Origin of the sequence: Streptomyces sp. NBC_00986, from assembly GCF_045162565.1 — a bacterium.
Taxonomy (GTDB): domain Bacteria; phylum Actinomycetota; class Actinomycetes; order Streptomycetales; family Streptomycetaceae; genus Streptomyces.
Map to the genome: position 1 here is coordinate 8,495,862 of NZ_CP108733.1, position 26,142 is coordinate 8,522,003.

Consider the following 26,142-nt stretch of genomic DNA (forward strand, 5'->3'; position numbering starts at 1 on the left):
TGGCTCAGGACGACGCCGAAGTCGCCTTCGATCGCGTTGCCTGACTGGGCAGTGGTGGTACGTCCGCCCAGGTGACTGACGCCCGCCACAGCTCCCGGGCGGCGATGAGGGTCGCTGCGATCAGCAGGCCGTTGCGGACGATCAGGAGGGCTACGCCCAGGGCGTCGCCGGCGACCACGTGGGCGAACCAGATCGGGAACTCCAGGACCGTGACGAAGGCGGCCGTGAGGACCAGGGTGACCGGGAGTTTCATGCGGCTGGCTCGGAAGCAGGAGCAGACGGCCGCGAGGCCGATCAGCCAGACGACGTACTGGGGGCTGATCACCCGGCTGGTGACCGTGAACATCAGGACCGCCACGAAGGCCGCGTCCGCGAGGGTGTGGGGGAGGAAGCGGGCCGCCATCAGGCGCCAGAGCACGATCCAGCCGAAGGCCATCGCGGTGAGGCCCAGGGCGGCCGTGCTGACCCAGTTGACGTAGGGGCCGACGAACTCCACCGAGCCGTAGTTCAGGAGGACTTGACCCTGCCAGCCGAAGTGCCGGGCCACGTGGAAGACCAGCGAGCCCAGGGACTCCACCTCCGTGCCCCGGTTGCGCTGGAAGTTCAGGAAGGCGAACGCGCCCGGCATCGACACCGCGAAGAGGGACGCGATCGCCACTACCGTCACCGCCGCCGCTCCCCACGCGCGGCGCTTGACCGCGCCCAGCAGGAGCAGCGCCGGCCAGACCTTGAGGAGCGCTCCGAAGCCGGCCAGCGCTCCCATCACGCGGGGGTGGCGGGTGCCCGCGAGCAGGGCTGCCACGGCGACCGCGGTCACCATCACGTCGTAGCGCGCGTACACGGTCGGGCCGAGGAGCGGGACGCCCGCGATCCAGACCCAGGCGCCGCGGAGGGTGCGGCCGGGGCGCAGGCCCGTGTACAGGAGCAGGGCCAGGACGGTCAGGTCGGCGAGGCAGGCGAGGACGAAGAACGCCGACGCGTAGTCCAGGAAGCCCAACAGGGCGGGGGAGAGGATCGGGAGGGCGGCGGCGGGCGGGTACTGCCAGGTGACGTCGTCCAGCGGGAAGCCGCCGTGGCGGAGTGTCTCGTACCAGCCCTGGTAGATCACCGACACGTCGGTGGTGACGTCCGGGCCCGGGAACACGAGCACCTTGAAGACGAACAGCAGGAGTACGACTCGGGTCAGGCCCCAGGTTCCCAGCAGCGGCGCCAGCCGCCGTCCCGCGCCCGCGATCTCCACCTGAGCCCCTGTTCCGTGCCTGTTCCGTGCCGTGCCTGCGGATGTGGGGCACATGTTCTCCCGATCTGCTGTGCGATGGCCATGAAGCGCGGCCGTGCCGGCCTGTGAGTCGTCGTCCGGTAGGGCCGGTAGGGTCTGCCGCGTGCGCAAGACCCTGATCGTGACCAATGACTTTCCGCCCCGGCCCGGTGGCATCCAGGCTTTTCTGCACAACATGGCGCTACGGCTGGAGCCCGAGCGGCTCGTCGTGTACGCCTCGACGTGGAAGCGCGGGCGTGAGGGCGCCGAGGCGACGGCCGCGTTCGACGCCGAGCAGCCGTTCACCGTCGTACGGGACGCCACGACCATGCTGCTGCCGACGCCCGCGGCGACCCGCAGGGCCGTCGGGCTGCTGCGTGAACACGGGTGTACAGCGGTGTGGTTCGGGGCGGCGGCGCCACTCGGGCTGATGGCGCCGGCGTTGCGGAAGGCGGGCGCGGAACGGCTGGTCGCCACGACCCACGGGCACGAGGCCGGCTGGGCGCAGCTGCCCGCCTCGCGTCAACTCCTGCACCGCATCGGGGAGTCCACCGACACGATCACCTACCTCGGGGAGTACACGCGCTCGCGGATCGCCGCCGCGCTGAGCCCGGCCGCGGCCGCGCGGATGGTCCAACTCCCGCCCGGCGTCGACGAGAAGGTCTTCCATCCGGGTTCGGGTGGCGCCGAGGTCCGGTCCCGCCTCGGGCTGACCGACCGACCGGTGGTCGTCTGTGTCTCGCGACTGGTGCCGCGCAAGGGGCAGGACACGCTGATCCTGGCGATGCCGCGGATCCTGGCCCGCGAGCCGGAGGCCGTGCTCCTGATCGTGGGGGGCGGCCCGTACGAGAAGGACCTCCGGCGCCTCGCCCGCGAGACCGGTGTCACCGACTCCGTGCGCTTCACGGGGGCCGTCCCCTGGTCCGAACTGCCCGCGCACTACGGCGCCGGTGACGTCTTCGCGATGCCCTGCCGTACCCGGCGCGGCGGCCTCGACGTCGAGGGCCTCGGCATCGTCTACCTGGAGGCGTCCGCCACCGGCCTGCCCGTCGTCGCCGGCGACTCCGGCGGTGCGCCCGACGCCGTCCTCGACGGCGAGACCGGGTGGGTCGTCCGCGGCGGCTCCCCGGAGGACGCCGCCGATCGCATCATCGCGCTCCTCGGAGACCCGGAGCTCCGCCAGAACATGGGTGAGCGGGGGCGGCAGTGGGTCGAGGAGAGGTGGCGGTGGGATCTGCTCGCGGAGCGGCTGAAGGAGCTGTTCTAGGGGTGGGTGCGGGGCCGTGTTGATATGCGCTGGGCTTGGGGCGCGGTCCGGGGTGCGAGGTGGTCTGGGCGGGCGGGTGCGGGTGCGGCTGGGTGGGGGCTGGTCGCGCAGTTCCTCGCGCCCCTAAAAGCACGGGGTTCGCCCGGCGGCCGTGCTGGGCTCGGGGCGCCAGCCGGGGTGCCAGGTGGTCTAGTTGGGCGGCTGCGGGTTGTGTGTGGCTTGTCGCGCCGTTCCCCGCGCCCCTAAAGACACGGGGTTCGCCCGGCTGCGGGTTGTGTGTAGCTGGTCGCGCCGTTCCCCGCGCCCCTGAAAGCAGGGGGTTCCACTGTGCGGGCGGGTCGGTTTCTGGGTGCCAGGTGAGCGTGCCCCGCAGCCGGCCAAAGATCAGCGCGGCCGCGTGGCGAAACCCCCCGGCATTTCAGGGGCGCGGGGAACTGCGCGACAAGCCCCCACGACCGGTAGCCGCCCGAAATAGCTCACGTGGCACCCCAGTTGGCGCCCCGAGCCCAGCGCGGCTACTTGACGAACCCCGTGTTTTCTAGGGGCGCGGGGAACTGCGCGACAAGCCCCCACGACCGGTAGCCGCCCGAAATAGCTCACGTGGCACCCCAGTTGGCGCCCCGAGCCCAGCGCGGCTACTTGACGAACCCCGTGTTTTCTAGGGGCGCGGGGAACTGCGCGACAAGCCCCCACGACCGGTAGCCGCCCGACCAGACCACCTCGCACCCCGGACCGCGACCCAAGTCCAGCGCGGCCGCTGGGAGAACCCCCTGCTTTTCAGGGGCGATAGGAACTGCGCGACCAGCCACCACCTCACCCGCACCCACCCGACCACCTCACCCGGCACCCCCGCCGCCCCAAAACCGCCGCAGCCCCTTGGCGGAACCCAATAATCCGCACATGCTGCGCGCATGACAGCAAAACTGACGCAGCATCAGCTGACGAGACGTCAAATCCTGGGCATGATCGCCCTCCAGACCGCGGCCACCGCAGGTCTCACCCGTATCGGTCTGCAGTCCGCGCAGGCCGTCGAACCCGCCGCCGTCCAGACCGCCCCGGCGATCGTCGTCGGGTCCGGTTACGGCGGGGCGGTCGCCGCCCTCCGGCTCGGGCAGGCCGGTATCACCACCCTCGTCCTGGAGATGGGCAGGCTCTGGAACACGGCGGGCGCGGACGGCAAGATCTTCTGCTCCACCTCCGCCCCGGACCAGCGCTCCATGTGGTTCAAGACCCGCACCGAGGCCCCGCTCGCCACCTTCCTGTGGCTCGACATCGTCAACAAGGACATCGGCCTGTACCCCGGCGTCCTGGACCGCGTGCACTACGACAACATGTCCGTGTACGTGGGACGTGGCGTCGGCGGGGGCTCGCTGGTCAACGGCGGCATGGCCGTCACCCCGCTCCAGTCGTACTTCACCGAGCAGTTCCCCACCGTCGACGCCACCGAGATGTACAGCACGTACTTCCCGCGCGCCCGCACCATGCTCGGCGTCAACACCGTCGACCCGACCTGGTTCGAGTCGACGGAGTGGTACCAGTTCACCCGCACCTCACGGAAGGCAGCCACCACCGCCGGCCTGAAGACCACCTTCGTGCCCAACGTCTACGACTTCGGCTACATGCAGAAGGAGGCCGCCGGCACCGCCACCAAGTCCGCGCTCGCCGCCGAGGTGATCTACGGCAACAACTACGGCAAGAAGAGCCTCGACAAGACCTACCTCGCCTCCGCGCTCGGCACCGGCAAGGTCACCATCCACACCATGGAGAAGGTGAAGGGGGTCACGCGGGCGAGCGACGGGTCGTACGTCCTGACCGTCGACCGGATCGACGACACCGGCGCGGTCGTCGAGACCAAGCAGTACAGCTGCACCTATCTGTTCCTCGGCGGCGGCAGCCTCGGCACCACCGAACTCCTCGTCCGCGCAAGGGACACGGGCACCCTCCCGGCCCTCAACGCGAGCGTCGGGGCGGGCTGGGGGACCAATGGCAACACGATGGTCGGACGCGCCAACCACGTCTGGGACACCGTCGGCGCCAACGAGTCGACGATGCCGGTCATGGGCATCGACGACTGGGCCAACACCGACAACCCCGTCTTCGCGGAGATCGCCCCGCTGCCGATGGGCATCGAGCACTGGATCAGCCTGTATCTGGCGATCACCAAGAATCCGCAGCGGGCGTCGTTCACGTACGACTCCGCCTCCGGCACGGTGAAACTCGGCTGGACCGCGGCGCAGAGCGCGGTCTCGGTCGCCATGGCGAAGAAGCTGTTCGACCGGATCAACGCGGCGAACGGGACGATCTACCGGTACGACCTGTTCGGCACGGCCAACAAGGTGTTCGCCGACGACTTCTGCTACCACCCGCTCGGCGGCTGCGTGTTGGGCCAGGCGACCGACAACTACGGCCGGGTGAAGGGGTATTCGAAGCTGTACATCACCGACGGCTCGCTGGTGCCCGGCTCGATCGGGGTCAACCCGTTCGTGACGATCACCGCGCTCGCGGAAAGGACGATGACGCGGGTCCTCGCCGAGGACACCGCGTCATAGGCCAACTTCCGTACCGGGCCCGCTACTTCTGGTAGATGGCCTCGATCTCGTCCGCGTAGTCCTTGGCCACCACATTGCGCTTGAGCTTCAGGGACGGCGTCAGGTGGCCCGACTCCTCCGTGAACTGGGAGGACAGAATGCGGAACTTCCGCACCGATTCCGCCTTCGACACCGCGGCGTTGCCGTCGTCGACCGCGTCCTGGATCGCCTGCACCAGATCCGGGTCGTCACGCAGCGACGCCGCGGTGGAACCCGCCGGCTTGCCGTGCTCGGCAGCCCACCGGCCCAGGAACTCGTCGTCGACCGTGATCAGCGCGCCCACGAAGGGCCGCCCGTCGCCGACGACCATGCACTCCGCGACCAGCGCGTGCGCGCGGATGCGGTCCTCGATCACGGCCGGGGCGACGTTCTTGCCGCCCGCGGTGACGATGATCTCCTTCTTGCGGCCCGTGATGCTGAGGTAGCCGTCCTCGTCCAGGGTGCCGATGTCCCCTGTGTGGAACCAGCCGTCGGCCAGCGCCTCGGCCGTAGCGGCCTCGTTGTTCCAGTAGCCCTTGAACAGGTGCTCGCCGTGCAGCAGCACCTCGCCGTCGTCCGCGATGCGCACGACCGAGCCGGGCAGCGGCTGGCCGACCGTGCCGATCTTCGTCCGGTCCCAGGGGTTGAACGCGGTGGCCGCGCAGGACTCGGTCAGGCCGTAGCCCTCAAGGACCGTGAAGCCGATGCCCCGGAAGAAGTGACCGAGCCGCTCGCCCAGCGGGGCGCCGCCGGAGATCGCGTACTCGCCCTTGCCGCCGAGCACCGCGCGCAGCTTGCTGTAGACGAGCTTGTCGAACGTCTTGTACTTGATCTTCAGGCCGAGGGACGGACCCGACGGTGTGTCCAGCGCGCGGCTGTACGCGATCGCGGTGTCGGCCGCCTTGTCGAAGATCTTGCCCTTGCCGTCCGCCTGCGCCTTGGCGCGCGCCGAGTTGTAGACCTTCTCGAAGACACGCGGCACGCCGAGGATCAACGTCGGCCGGAACGAGGCGAGTTCGTCGGTGAGGTTCTTGATGTCCGGGACCAGGCCGAGCTTGATCGGCGCCATCATCGGCGCGATCTGCACCAGCCGCCCGAAGACGTGCGCCAGCGGCAGGAACAGCAGCACCGAGCACTCACCGGTGCGGAACAGCGGGCGCAGCCGCTCCACGATGTTGCCGCACTCCGCGAAGAAGCTGCGGTGGGTGAGCACACAGCCCTTGGGTCGACCCGTAGTACCGGAGGTGTACACGATGGTCGCCGGGTCGTCGGCCTTCGCCAGCGAGCTGCGCTCCTCGACGGTCGCGTCGGTGACGTCCTTGCCCGCGCGGTCCAGCTCGTCGATCGCGCCGGCGTCGATCTGCCACACGTGCTTGAGCGCGGGCAGCTGCGCACGCACCGACTCGACGGTGGCCGCGTGCCCGTCCTGCTCCACGATGACGGCGGTGGCGCCCGAGTCGGAGAGGATCCACTGCACCTGCTCCGGCGAGCTGGTCTCGTACACCGGCACGGTGATCGCGCCCGCGCACCAGATCGCGAAGTCGAGCAGCGTCCACTCGTACCGCGTGCGGGACATCAGGCCGACCCGGTCGCCGGGCTGGACGCCGGAGGCGATGAGCCCCTTGGCGGCGGCGTGCACCTCGGCGAGGAAGACCGTGGCGGTCACGTCCTGCCAGCCGCCGTTCGCCTTGCGGGCGATCACGGCGACATCTGGGTGCTGCGCGGCGTTTCTGCGGACGATGTCGGTCAGATTGCCGTCCGCAGGGACCTCGTACAAAGCCGGAAGGCTGAACTCGCGCAAGACTGCTGCTCCTCATAGGGCGCCGGCGCCACGACGTTGTGTGATGCGACGGTCCGGTCCAAGGCTCGGGCAGGTGCGTCAGGACCGGATGATTGAAATCCTGAGCACGACTGGACTGCCCGGACGTTACCCGCCGGTATGGGTCCTACGACAGGGGGGTCCGGCGAGATGTTCGCTGCGTCACACAGATTGGTGTTTCCTCGCGCACAGTAGTCCACGCCTTTCTTAACTGGCCAGTAACCGCAAGGTCCGCCGCCACTGTTCACGTTTGCCGCACACGCCTACGCTTGATCGTCATGGCACCCACACCGGCCGGTAACTCCGGGACGCGCATCCATGTGGTCAGCGACGTGCACGGCAACGCCCGTGACCTGGCCAGATCCGGCGAGGGTGCCGACGCCCTGATCTGCCTGGGCGACCTGGTCCTCTTCCTCGACTACGCCGACCACGCGCGCGGGATCTTCCCCGAGCTCTTCGGCGAGGAGAACGCCGACCGCCTGGTCGAGCTGCGCACGGCCCGCCGCTTCGAGGAGGCCCGGGAACTGGGCGCCCGCCTCTGGTCCGGCGTCGGCGGCGACCGGGCGGCCCTGATCGAGAAGGCGGTCCGCAAACAGTACGCCGAGATGTTCGCCGCCTTCCCCACCCCGACGTACGCCACCTACGGCAACGTCGACATGCCGACCCTGTGGCCCGAGTACGCCGCCCCCGGAACCACGGTGCTCGACGGCGAACGCGTGGAGATCGGCGGCTGGACCTTCGGCTTCATCGGCGGCGGCCTCCGCACCCCCATGCGCACGCCGTACGAGATCAGCGACGAGGAGTACGCCGCCAAGATCGAGGCGGTGGGCGAGGTGGACGTCTTGTGCACCCACATCCCGCCCGAGGTCCCCGAGCTGGTCTACGACACCGTCGCGCGCCGCTTCGAACGCGGCAGCCGCGCCCTCCTGGACGCCATCCGCCGTACCAGACCCCGCTATTCACTGTTCGGGCACGTTCACCAGCCGTTGGTGCGCCGGATGCGGATCGGGGCGACCGAGTGTGTGAACGTGGGGCACTTCGCGGGGAGCGGCAAGCCGTGGGCGCTGGAATGGTGACCGTCCCCCTCGATGTCCGCAGGTAGGGGGTGAAGTGGGGCGGTCGACCGCGCGGTAGCCTTCACGCTGCACGCACACGCGCACGACGACGACGCCCTGCCGGTCCGCATCTGGAGGAGCCACAGCGATGGCGGAACACACCAGTTCGAGCATCACGATCGAGGCGGCACCGGCCGAAGTGATGGAAGTGATCGCCGACTTCGCCCGCTACCCGGACTGGACCGGCGAGGTGAAGGAAGCGGACGTCCTCAAGACCGACGAGCGAGGCCGCGCCGAACAGGTCCGTCTCGTCATGGACGCCGGCGCGATCAAGGACGACCAGACCCTGGCCTACACCTGGACCGGCGACAACGAGGTCTCCTGGACCCTCGTCAAGTCCCAGATGCTGCGCTCCCTGGACGGCTCCTACCTCCTCAAGCCTTCGGGCGCGGGCGCCACGGAGGTCACCTACCTCCTCACGGTGGACGTCAAGATCCCCATGCTCGGCATGATCAAGCGCAAGGCCGAGAAGGTCATCATCGACCGGGCGCTGGCGGGGTTGAAGAAGCGGGTGGAGTCGGGAGAGCCGCCGGTGGAGACACCGGTGGAGACGGGCGAGAAGTAGGCGGGCCTTTTCGGCGCCGGCGGGGGTTCTTGGCCCGTGCGGTGCCTGGACCGGCCGGCGCCATCTGGTCCGTGCGGCGCCTTTCTGACGTGGGTCTACGCAATTTGGTACGTGCGGTGCTTTCCTGACGCGGGTCGGCGCGATTTGGTACACGCGATGCTTTTCTGACGCGGGCCGGGTTATCCGGTCCGTGCGGTGCTGTCTGACGCAGGTCGGCACTATCCAGTCCGTCCGGTGCCTTCCTGACGCGGGCCGGCGCATCCAGTCCGTCCGGTGTCTTTCTGGTGGAGGCCCGCACTATCCAGGCCGTGTGGTGTCTTTCCGATGCAGGTCGGCGCCATGCAGTCTGTGCGGTGCCTCTCTGACGTGGGTCGGCTATGTCCAGTCTTGCGGTGCGTTTCTGGGACGGGTCGGCGCATCCAGCCCGTCCGGTGCCTTTCTGACGCAGGCGGGCAGTACCCAGCCCGTCCGGCGTTTGAGGACGAGGCCCCTTCAGGGCCGATGGGGGTTCGGGGGCGGAGCCCCCGGCAGCGGCGCTCAACCCCCGCGCAGCGACTACCGTTCACTCATATGCGTACCATCCTGATCACCGGCCCAGGCGGCAGCGGCCGCAGCACCATCGCCGCAGCCACCGCACAAGCCGCCGCAGGCACCGGCACCCGGACACTCCTCCTCGGTGCAGACCGCGGCGACACCCTAGGCGCCGCCCTGGGCGTGGTGACGGGAGCGGCCCCCGTGCAAGCCGCCGAGAACCTCACGGCATGGCGCCCCGATGCCACGGAATCCTTCCGCGCGGACCTCACCGCCTTCCAGGACCGCGCCTCCACCGCCCTCGAACTCCTCGGCGCGGCCCGCCTGGACGCAGAAGAGGTGACCCCCCTCCCCGGCGCCGAGGAACTGGCCCTCCTCCGCGCCCTCAGGGACGCGGCCCTGTCCGAGGCCTACGGCCTCCTCGTCGTAGACCTCCCGCCGACCCCCCACGCGCTCGCCCTCCTCGCCCTCCCCGAGGAACTCCGCCGCTACCTCCGCCGCCTCCTCCCAGCGGAGCGCCAAGCGGCCCGCGCCCTCCGCCCGGTCCTCGGCCGCCTCGCCGGCGTCCCGATGCCGTCCGAGTGGCTCTACGACACGGCAGGCCGCTGGGACGTCGAACTGGCCGCCGTGGAAGCGGTTCTCGCCGACCGGAACACAACCGTACGACTGGTCGCGGAGCCCGGACCGGCCGGCGCCGAAGCCGTCCGCGCGGCCGGTCTCGCGCTCGCCCTGCGCGGCCTGCGCCCCGACGTGCTGGTCGCCAACCGGGTGCTGCCCGAGTCCGTCGAGGACACCTGGCTGGCCGGCCTCAACGCGCAGCAGCGCAAGACCCTGGACGAGTGGCATGGGACGTACGACGAGGTCCGGCACGTTCCGCACCTCGGCCACGACCCCCGCGGCACCGACGACCTCACCGCGCTCGCCGTGCCCGGTGTCGACGCGGCCGGTTCCACGGTCGAGTGGCCGGTGACCGACCGGCTGGCCGAGGACGGTGTGCTGGTCTGGGGCATTCCGCTGCCCGGCGCGATACGGGACGAACTGGACCTGGTCCGGCGCGGCGACGAACTCGTCGTCACCGTCGGCCGGTTCCGCCGTATCGTGCCGCTGCCGTCGGCCCTGCGCCGCTGCACGGTGGCCGGCGCGGCCCTGCGGGAGGGCGAACTGCGCATCCGGTTCGCCCCGGACCCGGACCTGTGGCCGCAGGGAAGATGAGTATTGGTGCGTGCGGAGCCGTGAAGCACGTACGCCCATTCGGGTAACGTCGTAGAGACGAACCGTAGTCAGGAGTCCGTCATGAGCGAAGAGCTCCCCCCGTCAGACGCCCGCAAGGACGAGGCGCTCGACGAGGTGCGGGCGACCGACGCCGACGCCTGGGCGACGGCGGCCGCCGAAGACCTGGCGGCGGAGAAGGCCCGCCGCCGCACCCAGAACGGCCAGCCGCCGGTCTCGGCCGCCGAGGAACTGCGCAAGCTCGTCGACACCGTCGCGGACAAGCTGTCCGGCCTCCAGTCCCCGCTGCTCGGCCAGGTCGCGGGACCGGCCGCCCAGCAGGTGGTGAAGCAGGTCGTCCAGCAGGCCAAGGCCGCCGTCGAGCCCGTCATCGAACGCAACCCGGACGTCTTCGACCACCTCGCGGCGGCCGGAAACGAACTCCTCGCCGCGTACCGCTCGGCGGTCCAGGCCCAGGAGCAGCGCTGGACGGCCCGCGACAGCGAGCTGAAGGACCTGAGGAACGACCGCCGCGACCGGGGAGACGACTCCGGCCCGGGGGAGCGCATCGACCTGGACTAGAAGTCCCTGAGGGCCCGCCGGCGGATTCGCGTCCGTCGTGTGGGCTCTGGTGCGCACTTCCCTCACCGCCGTCAGAGCCCGCAGGGCCCGCCCAGCGGGCCAACGACGCGATTCCGACGGCAGGCCCTCGGGTACGGTGGGCCGTAGCGGGGCTCGACCGAAACTGAGGGATTCATGGGACTCACCATCGGCGTCGATATCGGCGGCACCAAGATCGCGGCCGGGGTGGTCGACGAGGAAGGCAACATCCTCTCGACCCACAAGGTGCCGACCCCGGGTACGCCCGAGGGCATCGTGGACGCCATCGCCGCCGCAGTCGACGGAGCGCGCGCCGGGCACGAGATCGTCGGCGTGGGCATCGGTGCCGCCGGATACGTCAACCGTCAGCGCTCCACGGTCTACTTCGCGCCGAACATCGACTGGCGCCAGGAGCCGCTGAAGGAGAAGGTCGAGGCCCGCGTGGGCCTCCCCGTCGTCGTGGAGAACGACGCGAACGCCGCGGCCTGGGGCGAGTACAAGTTCGGTGCCGGCAAGGGCCACCGCAACGTCATCTGCATCACGCTCGGCACCGGCCTCGGCGGCGGCATCATCATCGGCAACAAGCTGCGCCGCGGACACTTCGGGGTGGCCGCCGAGTTCGGCCACATCCGCATGGTGCCGGACGGCCTGCTGTGCGGCTGCGGCTCACAGGGCTGCTGGGAGCAGTACGCGTCGGGCCGCGCCCTCGTGCGCTACGCCAAGCAGCGCGCCAACGCGACCCCCGAGTCCGCGGAGGTGCTCCTCTCGCTCGGCGACGGCACCCCCGAAGGCATCGAGGGCAAGCACATCTCCATGGCCGCCCGCCAGGGCGACCCGGTCGCCGTCGACTCCTACCGCGAACTCGCCCGCTGGGCCGGCGCCGGCCTCGCCGACCTCGCCTCCCTCTTCGACCCCTCCGCCTTCATCGTCGGCGGCGGCCTCTCCGACGAGGGCGAGCTCGTCCTCGACCCGATCCGCAAGTCCTACAAACGCTGGCTGGTAGGCGGCAACTGGCGCCCGGTCGCCGACGTGATCGCGGCCCAGCTCGGCAACAAGGCGGGGATGGTAGGCGCGGCAGACCTGGCCAGGGAGCCGGACCCGATCATGTAACACGTACGACGGTGCCCACCTCAGGGGCGCGGGGAACGGCGCGACCAGCCACATACGACCGGCAGTCGCCCACGAACCTCGCGCCCCGCTTTTGCTTTTAGGGGCGCGGGGCCGTCACATTTGCGGCTCCGCCGCGCGGCCGCGACCAGCCACGCACGACCGGCAGTCGCCCACGTACCCCGCGCCCCGATCTCTCAGGCGTAGATTGATCCACATGGCGCCGCTCCCCAACTCCCGCACCGAACCCGACGGTTCGGCAGTCATCCGCGTCCTGAGCTACAACATCCGCTCGATGCGCGACGACACAGCCGCCCTGGCCCGCGTGATCAGGGCCTGCGCCCCGGACCTCGTCCTGATCCAAGAGGCCCCCCTCTTCTTCCGCTGGCGCAAAAAGCTGGCCCGCCTGGCCTCCGCCTCAGACCTCGTGGTCCTCTCCGGCGGAGGCACCGCAGCCGGCCCGGCCCTCCTGTGCTCACTCCGGGCAACGGTCGAGCGCACGGAAGACGTACTACTGCCCCTCACCCCGGGCCAGTTCAGACGCGGCTTCGCCACCGCGGTCGTACGGATCGGCGGCACCCGCTTGGGCGTCCTCAGCTGTCACCTCAGCCTCCGCCAGGACGAACGCTACGAACAGGCCGGCATGCTGCTCGACCGGCTGGCCGGAATGGGCGTGGACCACGTGATCGCGGGCGGCGACCTCAACGACCGCCCCGACGGCCGGACTTTCGGCCGCCTGGCCAAGGAACTCCAGGACTGCTGGGCCACCGCCCCCTGGGGCGAGGAGCACACCTGGACCCCCGGCAACCCCTTCCAGCGCATCGACGCGATCTTCGCGACACAGGGCATCGAGGTGCTGGGCTGCGGGGTGCCCTCGGCCCAACCAGGAGTCACGGAGACGGACTTGAGGGCGGCCACGGACCACTTCCCGGTCCTGGCCGCCCTCAGAATCCCCGCGAGCTAGACGACGGCCCCGCGTCCGGGGTCGTCCCCGTCCTCCTCGTCCGTCCGCATCCGCATCACCAACGTGCCGAATCCGCCCAGGAACCCGCCGATCCCGATGGTCGCCAGCCACCAGGTCATGTCCCAGCTGAGCAGCACCGCCAGCAGCAACAGGATCGGGCCGCCGATCACCCCGAGCCAGGCGAACTTGGCCGTGGTGTCGGCATCCGGCAGCGGCGGCGGCTCCGGCGGTACGAAGTGGCCCTCGTCGTCCTCGTCGAAGTCCTCCTCGGAGGAGTCCGGCGAGGTGAAGTCACGGGGTCCGCCGACACCGGGCGCGAAGGAGACCGAGCTGCCCAGCGGCTTGGCGGGCGCGGGCGGCTCCTCCGTACCGGTGTCCTCGCCCCCGGCTCTGTCCTGGTCCTGCTCCTTGGACCTGGCCTTGGGCTGCTCGTCGTTCTTCTCGGGATCGAGCAGCGCCAGGTCCTCGATCGACTTGAACGGCTTGGCGCCCGGCGGATCCTTGGGCTCCTCGCCGTACCCGGCGACGATCGCGGCCCACGCGGCCTCCTCGTCGAACGGGACGCCCTGCTCGTCCGGTTCGAGGCCCTCGCGGTCGGAGTCGTGCTCAGCCACCTGTGGCCGTCCCTTCCTGCTCGCTCACCCGGCCCGTGTCGGACACCTGCTTGCCGGCACTGGGTGCGAGCCGGCCGATGAACGCGAAGCTCTCCTCGAAAATCCGGTCCGCGTCGTGGTCCAACGTCGCGACGTGGTAGCTCTGTTCCAGCAGGATCTCCGTCACGTCGGTGGAGGAAACCCGGCTGAGGACACGAGCCGAGTCGGCCGGCGGAACGACATGGTCCTGCGGGCTGTGCAGCAGCAGGAGCGGCTGGGTGACCTGCGGGAGTTCGCTGTCGACCAGCCGGAAGAAAATACGCAGGGAGTGCGCCGAGTGCAGCGGCACCTTGTCGTACCCGACCTCCTCGCTGCCCTCCTTCGCGATGTCGCTGGCGATACCCGGCGCCGTCCGCACCAGATGGCGGGCCACCGGAAGGGCGTACGCCGCGAGGCCGTGCACCTTGATACCGGGGTTGACGACCACGACACCGCTGATCTCGTCACCGTGCTTCGCGGCCAGCCGCAGGGCCAGCGCGCCGCCCATGGACAGGCCCGCGACGAAGACCTGCGAGCAGCGCTCGCGCAGGGCGCGCAGCTCGCGGTCCACCTCCGCGTACCAGTCCTGCCAGCCGGTGAGCTGCATGTCCTCCCAGCGCGTGCCGTGCCCGGGCAGCAGCGGCAGCGACACGGTGAGGCCGCGCTCGGCCAGATGCTCCGCCCAGGGGCGCAGCGACTGCGGGGAACCGGTGAAGCCGTGGCAGAGGAGCACTCCGACCTCCCCGCCCTCGTGGCGGTACGGCTCGGCTCCGGGGAGGACCGGCACCTTCGGTCTCCTGTTCATGAGAAGGGCGTGGTGGTGAGACGCGTGTTCATGAGAGGGGTCTGAACAAGTCCAGGTGCGGTTAACCGTACGCGACCGCACTGACACCGACCAGGGTCGTCGGGTCCTTTGACAGCGCTCCGGGTTAAGGTCTGATCGACGGAAACGGGAGGCACTCGGTTGTTGTACGGCACGATGAAGGTCGCCATCGGGGGACCGCTGAAGGTCGCCTTCCGGCCCTGGGTGGAGGGCCTGGAGAACATTCCGGACGAGGGTGCCGCCATCCTGGCGAGCAATCACCTCTCGTTCTCGGACTCGTTCTTCCTGCCCGCGGTCCTGGACCGCAAAGTGACCTTCATCGCGAAGGCCGAGTACTTCACGACCCCCGGGGTGAAGGGCAAGCTGACGGCCGCGTTCTTCAAGGGCGTGGGGCAGCTCCCCGTGGACCGTTCCGGTGCGCGCGGGGCGGGCGAGGCCGCGATCAAGAGCGGCATAGACGTCCTGGAGCGCGGCGAACTGTTCGGTATCTATCCGGAGGGCACGCGCTCCCCGGACGGCCGGCTCTACCGGGGCAAGCCCGGCGGCCTCGCGCGCGTGGCGCTCGCCAGCGGCGCTCCGGTGATCCCGGTCGCGATGATCGACACGGAGAAGATCCAGCCGCCCGGCAAGGTCATGCCGAAGCTGATGCGCCCGGGCATCCGGATCGGCAGGCCGCTCGACTTCAGCCGGTACAACGGCATGGAGCACGACCGTTTCGTCCTCCGCGCGGTGACCGACGAGGTCATGTACGAGATCATGAAGCTCTCCGGCCAGGAGTACGTCGACATCTACGCGACCGCCGCCAAGCGGCAGATCGCGGAGGCGGCGAAGGCCGACAAGGAAGCGGACAAGGCGGCCAAGGCCGCGCTCGCGCAGACGGAGAAGGAACAGACCAGCCCATAGGCGGGCCGGAGTCTGTGTCGGGGGTGGGGGAGATGGCCAAGCAGGTACGCGTCGTCAGGATGTCCGTCGAGCAGCCGCTCTGGCGTGCCCTGAGCGGCTACCGCGTGCTGACCATGCTGTACGCGATCGGGCTGTTCGCCTCCGCCTACGACGAGTTCGACCGCCCCGGCATCGCCATCGCCTTCTACGTCGTCCTGTTCGTCTGGACGCTCGCCACCCTGCCCCGGGTGCAGAGCGCGGTCGCCTGCACCAAGCGCTTCCTCGCCGTCGACCTCGCGATCGCGCTGACCGGCATCGTCCTCACCCCGCTCGCGGCCGACGACCACCACATCTCGAGCGGCGGCCCCACCCTGCCGTCGATATGGACCGCCGGCTCGGTCCTCGCCTACGCCATCAAGGGCGGCTGGCGCTGGGCCGCGTTCGCCTCCACCCCGGTCGCCGTCGCCAACCTGATCGAGCGCGGCTCCCCGGCCCGCGACACCGTCCACAACGTCGTCCTCGTCTGGGTCGCCTCCATCGCCATCGGCTACGTCGTGGAGGTCGCCCGCGCCTCCGAGCGCACCCTCGCCCGCGCCCTGGAGATCGAGGCCACCACCCGGGAACGGGAGCGCCTCGCCCGCGACATCCACGACGGAGTCCTCCAGGTGCTGGCGATGGTCCAGCGGCGCGGTGCCGTCCTCGGCGGCGAGGCGGGCGAGCTGGGCCGGATGGCGGGCGAGCAGGAGATCGCGCTGCGCACCCTGGTCTCCGGCGTCCTGGTGCCGGTGTCCCGGGTGTCGCTGGACGCGGCGGAGGGCGCGGTCGTGAGGGCCGTGGAAGTAGAAGCCGAAGAACCCGACGACGACGGGCCGGTCGATCTGCGGTCGCTGCTCGCGCCGTACGCCGCCGCGAAGGTGAGTTTCGCCGAGCCCGGGGCTCCGGTGCCCTTGCCCGCGCCTGCGGCGAAGGAGCTGGCCGCCGCGGTCGGGGCCGCGCTGGACAATGTGCGCAGGCATGCCGGTGAGGACGCGCGGGCGTGGATCCTGGTCGAGGACGAACCCCGGGAGGTCGTCGTGACCGTGCGGGACGACGGGCCCGGGATTCCCGAGGGGCGGCTCGCGCAGGCCGAGGGGGAGGGGCGGCTCGGGGTCGCCCTGTCGATCCGGGGGCGGTTGCGGGACCTCGGTGGGAGCGCCGAGCTGGTCTCGATTCCCGGGCAGGGCACGGAAGTTGAGCTGAAGGTACCGAAAGCGCGGGGGAAGGCGGGGACACGATGAGTGAGCAGCAGGGCCCGATCAGGGTCATGGTGGTGGACGACCACCCGATGTGGCGCGACGCGGTCGCCCGCGACCTGGCCGAGTCCGGCTTCGACGTGGTCGCCACCGCCGGTGACGGCGAGCAGGCGGTACGCCGGGCGAAGGCCGCCGCCCCGGACGTCCTCGTCCTCGACCTGAACCTCCCGCAGATGCCCGGTGTCCAGGTCTGCAAGGAACTGGTGGGCGCCAACCCGGCGTTGCGTGTCCTGGTCCTCTCCGCGAGCGGCGAGCACGCCGATGTGCTGGAGGCGGTGAAGTCGGGAGCGACCGGCTATCTGCTCAAGTCGGCTTCCACGGAAGAGCTGTTGGACGCGGTGCGGCGGACCGCGGTCGGCGACCCGGTGTTCACACCCGGGCTCGCCGGACTGGTTCTCGGCGAGTACCGCCGCCTGGCCTCCGACCCGGTACCGGCCACCGACGGCGACCAGCCCAAGGCGCCCCAACTCACCGACCGCGAGACCGAAGTGCTGCGCCTGGTCGCCAAGGGCCTGAGCTACAAGCAGATCGCCGAGCGTCTCGTCATCTCGCACCGCACGGTCCAGAACCATGTCCAAAACACCCTGGGCAAGCTGCAGTTGCACAACCGGGTCGAGCTGGTCCGGTACGCGATAGAGCGCGGCCTCGACGACGCGTAGACCCACGAGTTGATCCGGCGCGTAGATCAACTCCCCCATAATTCAGCCGAATTGACCTTCCCGCCCATCCCTCTGTGACCTGGATCACCATTAGCGTGGCTCTCACAGGAAACCGCGGCGAAGGGATATTTCCATGCGCGTCGGAGTACTGACCGGAGGCGGCGACTGCCCCGGACTCAACGCCGTCATCCGGGGCATCGTCCGCAAGGGCGTACAGGAGTACGGCTACGACTTCGTCGGCTACCGGGACGGCTGGCGAGGCCCGCTCGAAGGTGACACCGTCCGGCTCGACATCCCCGCCGTGCGCGGCATCCTGCCCCGCGGCGGCACCATCCTCGGCTCCTCCCGCACCAACCCGTTGAAGCTGGAGAACGGCATCCAGCGCATCAAGGCCAACCTCGCCGCGCAGGAGGTCGACGCGCTCATCGTGATCGGCGGCGAGGACACCCTCGGCGTGGCCGCGCGGCTCTGGGACGAGAGCGGCGTGCCGTGCGTCGGCGTACCGAAGACCATCGACAACGACCTGTCCGCCACCGACTACACCTTCGGCTTCGACACCGCCGTCGGCATCGCCACCGAGGCGATCGACCGGCTGCACACCACCGCCGAGTCGCACATGCGCATCCTGGTCTGCGAGGTCATGGGCCGGCACACCGGCTGGATCGCCATCCACTCCGGCCTCGCGGGCGGCGCCAACGTCATCCTCATCCCCGAGCAGCGCTTCGACGTCGACCAGGTGTGCGCCTGGATCACGTCCCGCTTCAAGGCGTCGTACGCCCCGATCGTGGTCGTCGCGGAGGGGGCCATGCCGAAGGACGGCGACGTGGTCCTCAAGGACGGCACCCTCGACTCCTTCGGACACGTCCGGCTGTCCGGGGTGGGCGAATGGCTGGCCAAGGAACTGGAGAAGCGCACCGGCAAGGAGGCCCGCACCACCGTCCTCGGCCACATCCAGCGCGGCGGCACGCCCAGCGCCTTCGACCGCTGGCTCGCCACCCGCTTCGGCCTGCACGCCATCGAGGCCGTCCGCGACGGCGACTTCGGCAAGATGGTCGCCCTGCGCGGCACGGACATCGTCCGCGTACCGATCGCGGAGGCCACGGCCCAACTGAAGACGGTCGACCCGAAGCTGTACGAGGAGGTCGGGGTGTTCTTCGGCTGAGCCGACGAAACGGGCGGAACTCGCGGACCGGGTGGAACCGCGGAAGGCCGGATCCGGCTGATCCGGCTGATCCGGCGAAACGGACCGATCGGGTCGGACGGGTCGGACCGGCTGTTCCGGTGGAAGGGGTTGGAGGGTCGGATCCGGCCGAACCGCCCGCAGCGGCGGCGCCTGAGGCGCCCGGCGGGACGGCCCTACCCTGCTGTTCTGGCGGAACGGGCCGATCCCGCTGTTCTGGCGGAACCGGTCGGACCGGCTGTTCCGGTGGAAGGGGTTGGAGGGTCGAATCCGGCCGAACCGCCCGCAGCGGCAGCGCCTGAGGCGCCCGGCGGAACGGCTCGGATCGGCTGTCCCGGCGGAACGGCTCGGATCGGCTGATCCCGCGGAACCGCCCGCAGTGGCGGCGGCACCCGGCCGAACCGGCGGCGGCACCCGGTGGATCCGGCGGCGGCACCCGGTGGATCCGGTGGACCCGACTGATCCGGCCGAACCGGCAGGGCCGCTCGAAAGGCCTGGTCCGGCAGGGTCGGCTGGACCGGCGCTGTGGGGTCATGGGTCGTATATTCGGCCCATAACCCCACAGAACGGGAGCGGTCGTGGAGATCCTTGCCTTCGGTGTCCAGGCCGACGAGAAGCCGCTGATCGAGCGCGCGTTCACCGGCCACCACGACATCCGCTGCCTGAGCGTCTTCCTCGACGAGGACACCGCACCGATCGCCGCCGGCCACGAGATCATCTCCACGAGCGTCAACGCCGACCTGAACCCCCGCGTCCTGCAGACCCTCGCAGCCGGCGGCACCCAGCTCATCGCCCAGCGCTCCACCGGCTTCAACAACATCGACCTCGACGTCGCCGAACGCCTCGGCCTGACAGTCGCCCGCGTCTCCTCCTACTCCCCGTACTCCGTCGCCGAGTTCGCCTGGACCCTCGCGATGGCCGTGAACCGCCGTATCGTCCGCGCGGCGACCCGCACCCGCGACTTCGACTTCCGGCTCGACGGCCTGATGGGCCGCGACCTGCGCGGCCGCACGGTCGGCGTCCTCGGCACCGGAAAGATCGGCGAGGCGTTCACCCGGATCGCCCACGGCTTCGGCATGCGCCTGCTCGGCTGGGACGTCACCGAGAACCCGGCCTGCGTGGAACTCGGCATGTCCTACGTCCCCAAGGACCAGCTCCTCGCCGAGTCCGACCTGGTCACCCTGCACGTCCCGCTGATGCCGGCGACCCAGCGGCTCATCGACGCGGACGCCCTGAAGGTGATGAAGGACGACGCGATCCTCGTCAACTCCAGCCGCGGCGGCCTGATCGACACCGCGGCCCTCGTCGCCGAACTCCGCGAGGGCCGCTTCACGGGCGTGGGCCTGGACGTCTACGAGGCGGAGGCGGGCCTGTTCTTCCTCGACAAGTCCCTGGAGGCCGTCGACGACGACACCCTGGCCCGCCTGGTCACCTTCCCGAACGTCCTGGTCACCTCCCACCAGGCGTACTACACCGAGGACGCCGTCGGCCAGATCATCGAGGCCACCGTCCGGAACGTCCTCGACTACACGGCAGGCCGGCGCTCCGAGAACGTGCTCGTCCCACGCAGCTGACCCACCAACTCCCGTACGACAGCAGCCCCGTTGAGCGTCAGCACCGACTCCGGGTGGAACTGGACCGAGGCGAAGCCGGGAGCCCGCAACGCGTGCACCTCCCCGGTCCCGTTCCGGCTCACCTCCACGTCATGGGCGCCCAGCTCCACGGCGGACTCGTCGTCGCACCGCGCCACGAAGCTGTTGTAGAACCCGACGGTCTCCGCCCGCCCGAACAGATCGATCACCGTCTGCGCCCCCTGGTACGGAACCTCCTTCCGTACGATCTCCAGGCCCAGCTCCGCCGCGATCAGCTCGTGTCCGAGGCACACGCCGAGGACGCCGTGCCGGTTCGCCCGGAGGACCTCGGCGGTCAGCGCCCGCAGGAACCGCATCTTCGGGTCGGCCGTGTCGGAGGGGTCACCCGGCCCGGGCCCCAGCACCACGGGCCCCTCGTGCGCGAGCACCGCCTCCCGCAGCCCCTCCTCGTCGTACCGTCGCACGGTCACGTCGAGCCCGCTCGACCGCAGCACATGCGCGAGCATCGCCGTGAAGGTGTCCTCCCCGTCGACGACCAGCGCGTGCCCGGTCAGCTCCTCGGACCGCTCCTGCATCCGGAGCCAGAACGGGGCGAGCGAGCCGCGGCGCCCGTCGAGCGCGGCACGCACGCGTGGGTCGTCGGCCAGCCGGGGCCGCGCGCTCTCGTCCCGCGGCCGGGACGGTCGTACGCCGAGAGCCGCCAGGACCCCCGCCGCCTTCGCGTGGGTCTCCGCGACCTCGCTCGCCGGGTCCGAACCGCGGACCAGGGTGGCGCCGACCGGCACCCGCAGCCGGCCGGCCGGGTCGATGTCGGCGGTGCGGATGAGGATGGGGGAGTCGAGGGTCTGCGCGCCGCCGGAGTCCCGGCCGATCAGCGCCAGCGCACCGGCGTAGTAACCGCGCCCGCCGACCTCGTGCCGCTCGATGACCCGGCAGGCGTTCTGCACCGGCGACCCGGTGACGGTCGCCGCGAACATCGTCTCCTTCAGGACCTCGCGCACATCCAGCGAGGACCGGCCGCGCAACTCGTACTCGGTGTGCGCGAGATGGGCCATCTCCTTCAGCCGCGGCCCGATCACGACCCCGCCGATGTCGCCGACCGTGCACATCATCTTGAGCTCCTCGTCGACGACCATCGACAGCTCCTCGATCTCCTTGCCGTCGGCCAGGAAATCCAGCAGATGCTCGGGCGTCGGCCCCTCGGCGGGATAGCGGTACGTCCCGCTGATCGGGTTCATGACGACGGTCCCGCCCGACATCCGGACGTGCACCTCAGGACTCGCGCCCACGAGCGTCCGCTCCCCGGTGTGCACGACGAACGTCCAGTACGCGCCCCGCTCCCCGACCAGCAGCCGCCGGAACAACGCCAGCGCCTCGGCCCTGCCGTACCCCGGGATCTCGCCCTCGTACGTCCGCCGGATGACGAAGTTGGCGCCCTCGCCGCGCCCGATCTCCTCCCGCAGCACCCGCCCGACGATCTCGCCGTAGGCCTCGTCGTCGACGTCGAAGCCACCGCCCTCGACCCGGACGTCGTGCGCGGGCAGCTGTGCCAGGGCGTCGGCGAGCGGGATCTCGTACGACTCCTCGGGCGTGAGGAAGGTCAGCGGGGTGCCGTCGTCGCGGACGTCGAAGCCGCGTTCGCGGATCTGGCGGTAGGGGATGAGGGCCAGGCCCTCGGCCGGGAGGTCGGCGAGGCGGTCGTAGGAGGCGACCGGGCCGAGCATGACCTCCATCACGTCCTGGTCGTGGCCCGGGGTGCGACGGCGCAGCAGGGCGAACGGGCGGGGATCGCTGAGCAGGTCGTCCAGATGCATGGGTCCTTGGTTCCTTCTCGTGGAGAGGAACGGACCCCGGACACACCGAAGGCCGCCCCTCGGGCGGCCTTCGCGGAGTACTGGGAGTACGCGCAGTCAGTGGGCCGCCGGATGAGCGGTCCACCACCAATTACGGGTCGAATGCGCGAACATGGAGCGCACCCTACCCCACGCCCACCTGAGCGTGAGGGTGTCTCACCTGTCGAGCCGCGCGAAAATAGCTCGACACGACCCCGTAATGTTGAGGGCGTGACCGTGAACGCTAAGACCAGCGCCAGCGCTGGCAACACCTGGCGAGACCTGCCCGCGGCGCAGCAGCCCGAGTACCCCGACACCGAGGCTCTGCGCGCAGTGATCGCGGAGCTCGAGTCGTATCCGCCGCTCGTCTTCGCGGGCGAGTGCGACCAGCTGCGCGCCCGGTTGGCGGCCGTCGCCAAGGGAGAGGCGTTCCTGCTCCAGGGCGGCGACTGCGCCGAGGCCTTCGACGCGGTGTCCGCCGACCACATCCGCAACAAGCTGAAGACCCTGCTCCAGATGGGCGCCGTCCTCACGTACGCGGCCTCCGTGCCGGTCGTGAAGGTCGGCCGGATCGCCGGCCAGTACTCGAAGCCGCGCTCCAAGGGCACCGAGACCCGTGACGGCGTGACGCTGCCGACGTACCGCGGCGACTCGGTCAACGGCTTCGCCTTCGACGAGAAGTCCCGCATCCCGGACCCCGAGCGCCTGAAGCGGATGTACAACGCGTCCGCCTCCACGCTCAACCTGGTCCGCGCCTTCACCACCGGCGGTTACGCCGACCTGCGCCAGGTGCACGCCTGGAACCAGGACTTCGTGAAGTCGTCCCCGTCCGGCCAGCGCTACGAGCAGCTCGCGCGCGAGATCGACAGCGCGCTGAACTTCATGCGGGCCTGCGGCACGGACCCGGAGGAGTTCAAGACCGTCGAGTTCTACTCCTCGCACGAGGCGCTCCTGCTGGACTACGAGTCGGCCCTGACCCGGGTCGACTCCCGCACCGGCCGGCTCTACGACGTCTCCGGGCACATGGTGTGGATCGGCGAGCGCACCCGTCAACTGGACGGCGCGCACATCGAGTTCGCCTCGCAGATCCGCAACCCGATCGGCATCAAGCTCGGTCCGACGACGACCGCCGAGGACACGCTGCGGTACATCGAGCGTCTCGACCCGGACCGCGAGCCCGGCCGCCTCACCTTCATCGTGCGGATGGGCGCGGACAAGGTCCGCGACAAGCTGCCCGAGCTGGTCGAGAAGGTCACCGCGTCCGGCGCGACCGTCGCCTGGATCACCGACCCGATGCACGGCAACACGTACGAGGCGGCCTCCGGTCACAAGACCCGACGCTTCGACGACGTGCTCGACGAGGTGAAGGGCTTCTTCGAGGTCCACAAGGGCCTCGGCACCCACCCGGGCGGCATCCACGTCGAGCTCACGGGCGACGATGTCACCGAGTGCGTGGGCGGCGGCGACGAGATCTTCGTCGACGATCTGCACCAGCGCTACGAGACGGCCTGCGACCCGCGCCTCAACCGCAGCCAGTCGCTTGACCTGGCCTTCCTCGTCGCCGAGATGTACAGGGACCAGTAACCGTTTCACCTGTTACAGCAGTGTGCCGTGGGGCGGGGATCACATACGATCCCCGCCCCACAGCACTTTTACAGCTCCGGCGCGGCGGGTAAGGTTAGGTTAGCCTCACCGATTAACGGGATGGCACGACGACCTTCGATCCCGCCCGGGAGGTGACCCGCGTGTACGTCTGCAACTGCTTCGGTGTGACCGAGGCGCAGGTGGCGAAGCACGCGGAGGGCGGTGCCTGCACCCCCCGGCAGATAGCGTCGGCCTGCAAGGCGGGCACCGACTGCGGGTCGTGCGTACGCCGTATCCAGGCTTTGCTGGGCCGGGGCGCCTGCCCGCGCCGCGAGCTGGCCGACCAGGGCGAGCCGGTGCTCGCGGAGGTGGCCGGACTGAGCGAGTTGGCGGAGCTGACCGGACTGGCCGGGCTGGAGGACGCGGCCTAGGACCGGACGCGTCTCAGCTGGGCTGCTCGATCTGCTGCGCGATGTAGAGCGCCTCGCCGAGCTGCTCGATCAGCTGGAGCTGCGTGTCGAGGTAGTCGATGTGGTGCTCCTCGTCCTCGAGGATGTCCTCGAAGATGTTGGCCGACGTGATGTCGCCCTTCGTGCGCATCACCTCGATCCCGCGCTTGAGGCGGTCGATCGCCTCGACCTCCACCTGCCGGTCCGCCTGGAACATCTCGGTGACCGTCTGGCCGACCCGGACGTGGAACAGCCGCTGGTAGTTCGGCAGACCGTCGAGCATCAGGATGCGCTCGGTGATCTTGTCCGCGTGCTTCATCTCGTCGATGGACTCTTCACGCGTGTACTTGGCGAGCTTGGTCCAGCCGTTGTTGTCCTGGATGCGGTAGTGCAGCCAGTACTGGTTGATCGCGGTCAGCTCACCGGTGAGCTGCTCGTTCAGGAACTCGAGGACCTCGGGGTCGCCCTGCATCGCAGAGGCTCCTTCCAAAAACGGGGGTAACTGGCGGGTTGCGCCGCATGATTGCACCGGCGCGAAGACGTCGTCCAGTAAGTGCATGCTTAGTAGGAGTTGCCCGAATCCGCCCAGAGCCGGTCATGTGCACCGCTCCCGGTCTGTCAGGATGGAGTCATGGGTCAGAGAGGGGTCGAACAGTCCGAGCTTCCGCCGGGCCAGCGGCTCCAGCGCGGCTGGCCGGTGACGCACTACGGACCGGTGCCCAAGTTCCGCCCCGAGCGCTGGGAGTTCAGGGTCTTCGGCGCCACCGCCGACGGCGACAAGCACTGCTGGAACCACGACGAGTTCACAGCCCTGCCCTACGACTCCGTGGTCGCCGATCTGCACTGCGTCACGAAGTTCAGCATGCTCGGCGCCGAATGGGGCGGCATCCCCGCCCGCACGATCCTGGAGACCGCCCCGCCGGCACCCACGGTCACGCACGTCATGGTCTGGGCGGAGTACGGCTTCAGCGCCAACCTCCGCCTGGCCGACTTCGCCGCCGACGGCACCATCTTCGCCACCCACAAGGACGGCGAACTCCTCACCGCGGAACACGGCTTCCCGCTCCGCCTGGTCGTCCCCCACCTGTACGCCTGGAAGGGCCCGAAGTGGGTCCGGGGCGTCGAGTACATGACGGCGGACCGGCGGGGGTTCTGGGAGGAGCGGGGCTATCACAACGTGGGGGATCCCTGGCAGGAGCAGCGGTACTCGTACCAGGAGGGGCCCGGCGAGGGACCCGAGCTGTGAGCCCCTTCCAGGCCGTGAGCCCCTTCCAGGCCGTGAGCCCTTCGGGGCTATGAGTCCCTGAGCTTCTTCAGCCGCTCCACATCCGCCGCATGCCCTTCCTTGCCCCCGGGTGTCTCGATGATCAGCGGTACGCCCGCGGTCGCCGGGTGGGTCATCAGGGCACGGAACGGATCCTCGCCGATGTGGCCGGAGCCGATGTTCTCGTGCCGGTCCTTGTGGGCGCCGACGACGTCCTTGGAGTCGTTGGCGTGGATCAGCTTCAGCCGGCCCTCGCCGACCGTGTCCACCAGCAGGCCGAGGGTCTGGTGCATGCCGCTCGGGCCGGTCAGGTCGTGCCCGGCGGCGAAGATGTGGCATGTGTCCAGGCAGACACCCAGCTTCGGATGGGCGTCCAGCGCGTCGAAGTACGGCCCGAAGTCCCAGGTCCGGGAACACAGCGAGGAACCCTGGCCGGCCGTCGACTCCAGGAGCAGGAACGGGTCGTCGTCATGGGTCAACTCGTCGAGCAGCGGCAGCAGATGCTCCCGCACCTGGGCCAGCGCCACCGACCGCTCCCGCCCGCCCGTCGCACTCCCGGTGTGCACGACGACACCGAGCGCGCCGATCTCCCGCCCGCGCCGCAGCGAGTGCCGTAGCGAATCGACGGACTTCTCCACGGTGGCCTGGGTGTGAGAGCCGAAGTTGATCAGGTACGGGGCGTGCACGTACGCCGGGATCGACCCGGCCTCGCAGGCCGCGCGGAACTCCTCGTCCTGGCGCGGGTTCCCGACCGGTGTGGCCCAGCCGCGCGGGTTGGCGACGAAGACCTGCACGGTCTCGGCGGCCAGCTCACGGGCGTAGGACAGCCCTACGGAGTGGAGGCCGCCGGCGACCGGGACATGGCCGCCGACCGGGTTGCGGGAAGGGAACTCGGGGGCGCTGGAAGGGGATCCGGCGGCGCTGGAAGGGGACTCGCTGCTCACCCGTCCA

Annotated in this window: 24 protein-coding genes; 16 read left to right on the forward strand and 8 right to left on the reverse strand. The window is 70.1% G+C overall.

The annotated features are described in order from the left end of the window. Positions 1-4: 4 nt before the first annotated feature. A complete protein-coding gene (locus OG504_RS38030; protein ID WP_405993862.1) occupies positions 5-1,240 on the reverse strand; it encodes a glycosyltransferase 87 family protein in 1,236 nt (411 codons plus the stop codon). A 142-nt stretch (positions 1,241-1,382) separates the two neighbouring features. On the opposite strand from OG504_RS38030, the gene OG504_RS38035 reads away from it, so the two are divergent. Continuing rightward, the gene (locus OG504_RS38035) at positions 1,383-2,525 is read left to right on the forward strand and encodes a glycosyltransferase family 4 protein (RefSeq protein WP_405993863.1); all 1,143 of its coding nucleotides are present in this window, start codon (positions 1,383-1,385) and stop codon (positions 2,523-2,525) included. A gap of 962 nt (positions 2,526-3,487) precedes the next feature. Further along, a complete protein-coding gene (locus tag OG504_RS38040) occupies positions 3,488-5,074 on the forward strand; it encodes a GMC oxidoreductase (RefSeq protein ID WP_405996543.1) in 1,587 nt (528 codons plus the stop codon). 22 nt (positions 5,075-5,096) lie between these two features. Here the strand turns inward: OG504_RS38040 and OG504_RS38045 are convergent, their stop codons facing one another. After that, on the reverse strand, positions 5,097-6,893 hold the full coding sequence (locus OG504_RS38045; protein WP_405993864.1) for an AMP-dependent synthetase/ligase: 1,797 nt from the start codon (positions 6,891-6,893) through the stop codon (positions 5,097-5,099). Between the two features lie 338 nt (positions 6,894-7,231). Here OG504_RS38045 and OG504_RS38050 point away from each other — a divergent pair, with 338 nt between their 5' ends. From OG504_RS38050 to OG504_RS38075, 6 genes are all read left to right on the forward strand, one after another. Continuing rightward, entirely contained in the window at positions 7,232-7,987 is a 756-nt protein-coding gene (locus OG504_RS38050) for a metallophosphoesterase (RefSeq protein WP_405996544.1), read from the forward strand. A gap of 127 nt (positions 7,988-8,114) precedes the next feature. Beyond that, a complete protein-coding gene (locus tag OG504_RS38055) occupies positions 8,115-8,591 on the forward strand; it encodes an SRPBCC family protein (protein WP_405993865.1) in 477 nt (158 codons plus the stop codon). Between the two features lie 570 nt (positions 8,592-9,161). Next, entirely contained in the window at positions 9,162-10,334 is a 1,173-nt protein-coding gene (locus OG504_RS38060) for an ArsA family ATPase (protein WP_405993866.1), read from the forward strand. A gap of 81 nt (positions 10,335-10,415) precedes the next feature. After that, entirely contained in the window at positions 10,416-10,913 is a 498-nt protein-coding gene (locus tag OG504_RS38065) for a DUF5304 domain-containing protein (protein WP_405993867.1), read from the forward strand. Between the two features lie 174 nt (positions 10,914-11,087). Beyond that, positions 11,088-12,041 (forward strand): ROK family glucokinase, encoded by a 954-nt coding sequence (locus tag OG504_RS38070; RefSeq protein WP_366435771.1) that lies wholly within the window; start codon positions 11,088-11,090, stop codon positions 12,039-12,041. Positions 12,042-12,255: 214 nt separating this feature from the next. Next, entirely contained in the window at positions 12,256-13,002 is a 747-nt protein-coding gene (locus tag OG504_RS38075) for an endonuclease/exonuclease/phosphatase family protein (protein ID WP_405993868.1), read from the forward strand. Here OG504_RS38075 and OG504_RS38080 read toward each other — a convergent pair. Together OG504_RS38080 and OG504_RS38085 are read right to left on the reverse strand one after the other, a co-directional pair. Next, the gene (locus OG504_RS38080; protein WP_405993869.1) at positions 12,999-13,616 is read right to left on the reverse strand and encodes a hypothetical protein; all 618 of its coding nucleotides are present in this window, start codon (positions 13,614-13,616) and stop codon (positions 12,999-13,001) included. The two genes, OG504_RS38075 and OG504_RS38080, sit on opposite strands and share 4 nt — an antisense overlap. Continuing rightward, complete coding sequence (locus tag OG504_RS38085; RefSeq protein WP_398994389.1) at positions 13,609-14,421, reverse strand: alpha/beta hydrolase; 813 nt, start codon at positions 14,419-14,421, stop codon at positions 13,609-13,611. The genes OG504_RS38080 and OG504_RS38085 overlap by 8 nt, the downstream gene beginning before the upstream one ends. 192 nt (positions 14,422-14,613) lie before the next feature. Here OG504_RS38085 and OG504_RS38090 point away from each other — a divergent pair, with 192 nt between their 5' ends. The 5 genes from OG504_RS38090 (at position 14,614) to OG504_RS38110 (ending at position 20,044) form a co-directional block, all read left to right on the forward strand. After that, positions 14,614-15,360: a lysophospholipid acyltransferase family protein gene (locus OG504_RS38090; RefSeq protein ID WP_405996545.1), complete on the forward strand. Its 747-nt coding sequence runs from the start codon at positions 14,614-14,616 to the stop codon at positions 15,358-15,360. A gap of 32 nt (positions 15,361-15,392) precedes the next feature. Beyond that, complete coding sequence (gene macS, locus OG504_RS38095) at positions 15,393-16,616, forward strand: MacS family sensor histidine kinase (RefSeq protein WP_405993870.1); 1,224 nt, start codon at positions 15,393-15,395, stop codon at positions 16,614-16,616. Continuing rightward, complete coding sequence (locus OG504_RS38100) at positions 16,613-17,290, forward strand: response regulator (RefSeq protein WP_405993871.1); 678 nt, start codon at positions 16,613-16,615, stop codon at positions 17,288-17,290. The genes macS and OG504_RS38100 overlap by 4 nt, the downstream gene beginning before the upstream one ends. A gap of 133 nt (positions 17,291-17,423) precedes the next feature. Beyond that, the gene (locus tag OG504_RS38105) at positions 17,424-18,452 is read left to right on the forward strand and encodes a 6-phosphofructokinase (protein ID WP_033284427.1); all 1,029 of its coding nucleotides are present in this window, start codon (positions 17,424-17,426) and stop codon (positions 18,450-18,452) included. A 596-nt stretch (positions 18,453-19,048) separates the two neighbouring features. Beyond that, a complete protein-coding gene (locus OG504_RS38110) occupies positions 19,049-20,044 on the forward strand; it encodes a 2-hydroxyacid dehydrogenase (RefSeq protein ID WP_405993872.1) in 996 nt (331 codons plus the stop codon). On the opposite strand, the gene OG504_RS38115 is transcribed toward OG504_RS38110, so the two are convergent. Continuing rightward, a complete protein-coding gene (locus OG504_RS38115; RefSeq protein WP_405993873.1) occupies positions 19,996-21,876 on the reverse strand; it encodes an anthranilate synthase family protein in 1,881 nt (626 codons plus the stop codon). The genes OG504_RS38110 and OG504_RS38115 overlap by 49 nt on opposite strands. Positions 21,877-21,972: 96 nt before the next feature. Continuing rightward, positions 21,973-22,029, reverse strand: coding sequence for a trp operon leader peptide (locus OG504_RS38120; RefSeq protein WP_073735655.1), 57 nt, complete (start codon positions 22,027-22,029; stop codon positions 21,973-21,975). 96 nt (positions 22,030-22,125) lie between these two features. Here OG504_RS38120 and OG504_RS38125 point away from each other — a divergent pair, with 96 nt between their 5' ends. Together OG504_RS38125 and OG504_RS38130 are read left to right on the forward strand one after the other, a co-directional pair. Beyond that, the gene (locus tag OG504_RS38125) at positions 22,126-23,478 is read left to right on the forward strand and encodes a class II 3-deoxy-7-phosphoheptulonate synthase (RefSeq protein ID WP_405993874.1); all 1,353 of its coding nucleotides are present in this window, start codon (positions 22,126-22,128) and stop codon (positions 23,476-23,478) included. A 152-nt stretch (positions 23,479-23,630) separates the two neighbouring features. After that, positions 23,631-23,909 carry a bacterioferritin-associated ferredoxin gene (locus tag OG504_RS38130; protein WP_405993875.1) on the forward strand — a complete coding sequence of 93 codons (279 nt, stop codon included), beginning with the start codon at positions 23,631-23,633 and terminating at the stop codon, positions 23,907-23,909. Positions 23,910-23,922: 13 nt separating this feature from the next. Here the strand turns inward: OG504_RS38130 and bfr are convergent, their stop codons facing one another. Continuing rightward, entirely contained in the window at positions 23,923-24,399 is a 477-nt protein-coding gene (bfr, locus tag OG504_RS38135; protein ID WP_019062355.1) for a bacterioferritin, read from the reverse strand. Between the two features lie 159 nt (positions 24,400-24,558). On the opposite strand from bfr, the gene OG504_RS38140 reads away from it, so the two are divergent. Beyond that, positions 24,559-25,173 carry a sulfite oxidase-like oxidoreductase gene (locus OG504_RS38140; RefSeq protein WP_405993876.1) on the forward strand — a complete coding sequence of 205 codons (615 nt, stop codon included), beginning with the start codon at positions 24,559-24,561 and terminating at the stop codon, positions 25,171-25,173. Positions 25,174-25,220: 47 nt separating this feature from the next. On the opposite strand, the gene OG504_RS38145 is transcribed toward OG504_RS38140, so the two are convergent. After that, entirely contained in the window at positions 25,221-26,135 is a 915-nt protein-coding gene (locus OG504_RS38145) for a deoxyribonuclease IV (RefSeq protein WP_405993877.1), read from the reverse strand. Positions 26,136-26,142: the final 7 nt, after the last annotated feature.

Coding starts and splice junctions, on each gene's coding strand:
- OG504_RS38100 (WP_405993871.1), top strand. CDS start 16,613: ATGAGTGAGCAGCAGGGCCCGATCAGGGTCATGGTGGTGGACGACCAC.
- OG504_RS38075 (WP_405993868.1), top strand. CDS start 12,256: ATGGCGCCGCTCCCCAACTCCCGCACCGAACCCGACGGTTCGGCAGTC.
- OG504_RS38060 (WP_405993866.1), top strand. CDS start 9,162: ATGCGTACCATCCTGATCACCGGCCCAGGCGGCAGCGGCCGCAGCACC.
- OG504_RS38055 (WP_405993865.1), top strand. CDS start 8,115: ATGGCGGAACACACCAGTTCGAGCATCACGATCGAGGCGGCACCGGCC.
- OG504_RS38140 (WP_405993876.1), top strand. CDS start 24,559: ATGGGTCAGAGAGGGGTCGAACAGTCCGAGCTTCCGCCGGGCCAGCGG.
- bfr (WP_019062355.1), bottom strand. CDS start 24,399: ATGCAGGGCGACCCCGAGGTCCTCGAGTTCCTGAACGAGCAGCTCACC.
- OG504_RS38065 (WP_405993867.1), top strand. CDS start 10,416: ATGAGCGAAGAGCTCCCCCCGTCAGACGCCCGCAAGGACGAGGCGCTC.
- macS (WP_405993870.1), top strand. CDS start 15,393: ATGGCCAAGCAGGTACGCGTCGTCAGGATGTCCGTCGAGCAGCCGCTC.
- OG504_RS38105 (WP_033284427.1), top strand. CDS start 17,424: ATGCGCGTCGGAGTACTGACCGGAGGCGGCGACTGCCCCGGACTCAAC.
- OG504_RS38070 (WP_366435771.1), top strand. CDS start 11,088: ATGGGACTCACCATCGGCGTCGATATCGGCGGCACCAAGATCGCGGCC.
- OG504_RS38115 (WP_405993873.1), bottom strand. CDS start 21,876: ATGCATCTGGACGACCTGCTCAGCGATCCCCGCCCGTTCGCCCTGCTG.
- OG504_RS38090 (WP_405996545.1), top strand. CDS start 14,614: ATGAAGGTCGCCATCGGGGGACCGCTGAAGGTCGCCTTCCGGCCCTGG.
- OG504_RS38040 (WP_405996543.1), top strand. CDS start 3,488: ATGATCGCCCTCCAGACCGCGGCCACCGCAGGTCTCACCCGTATCGGT.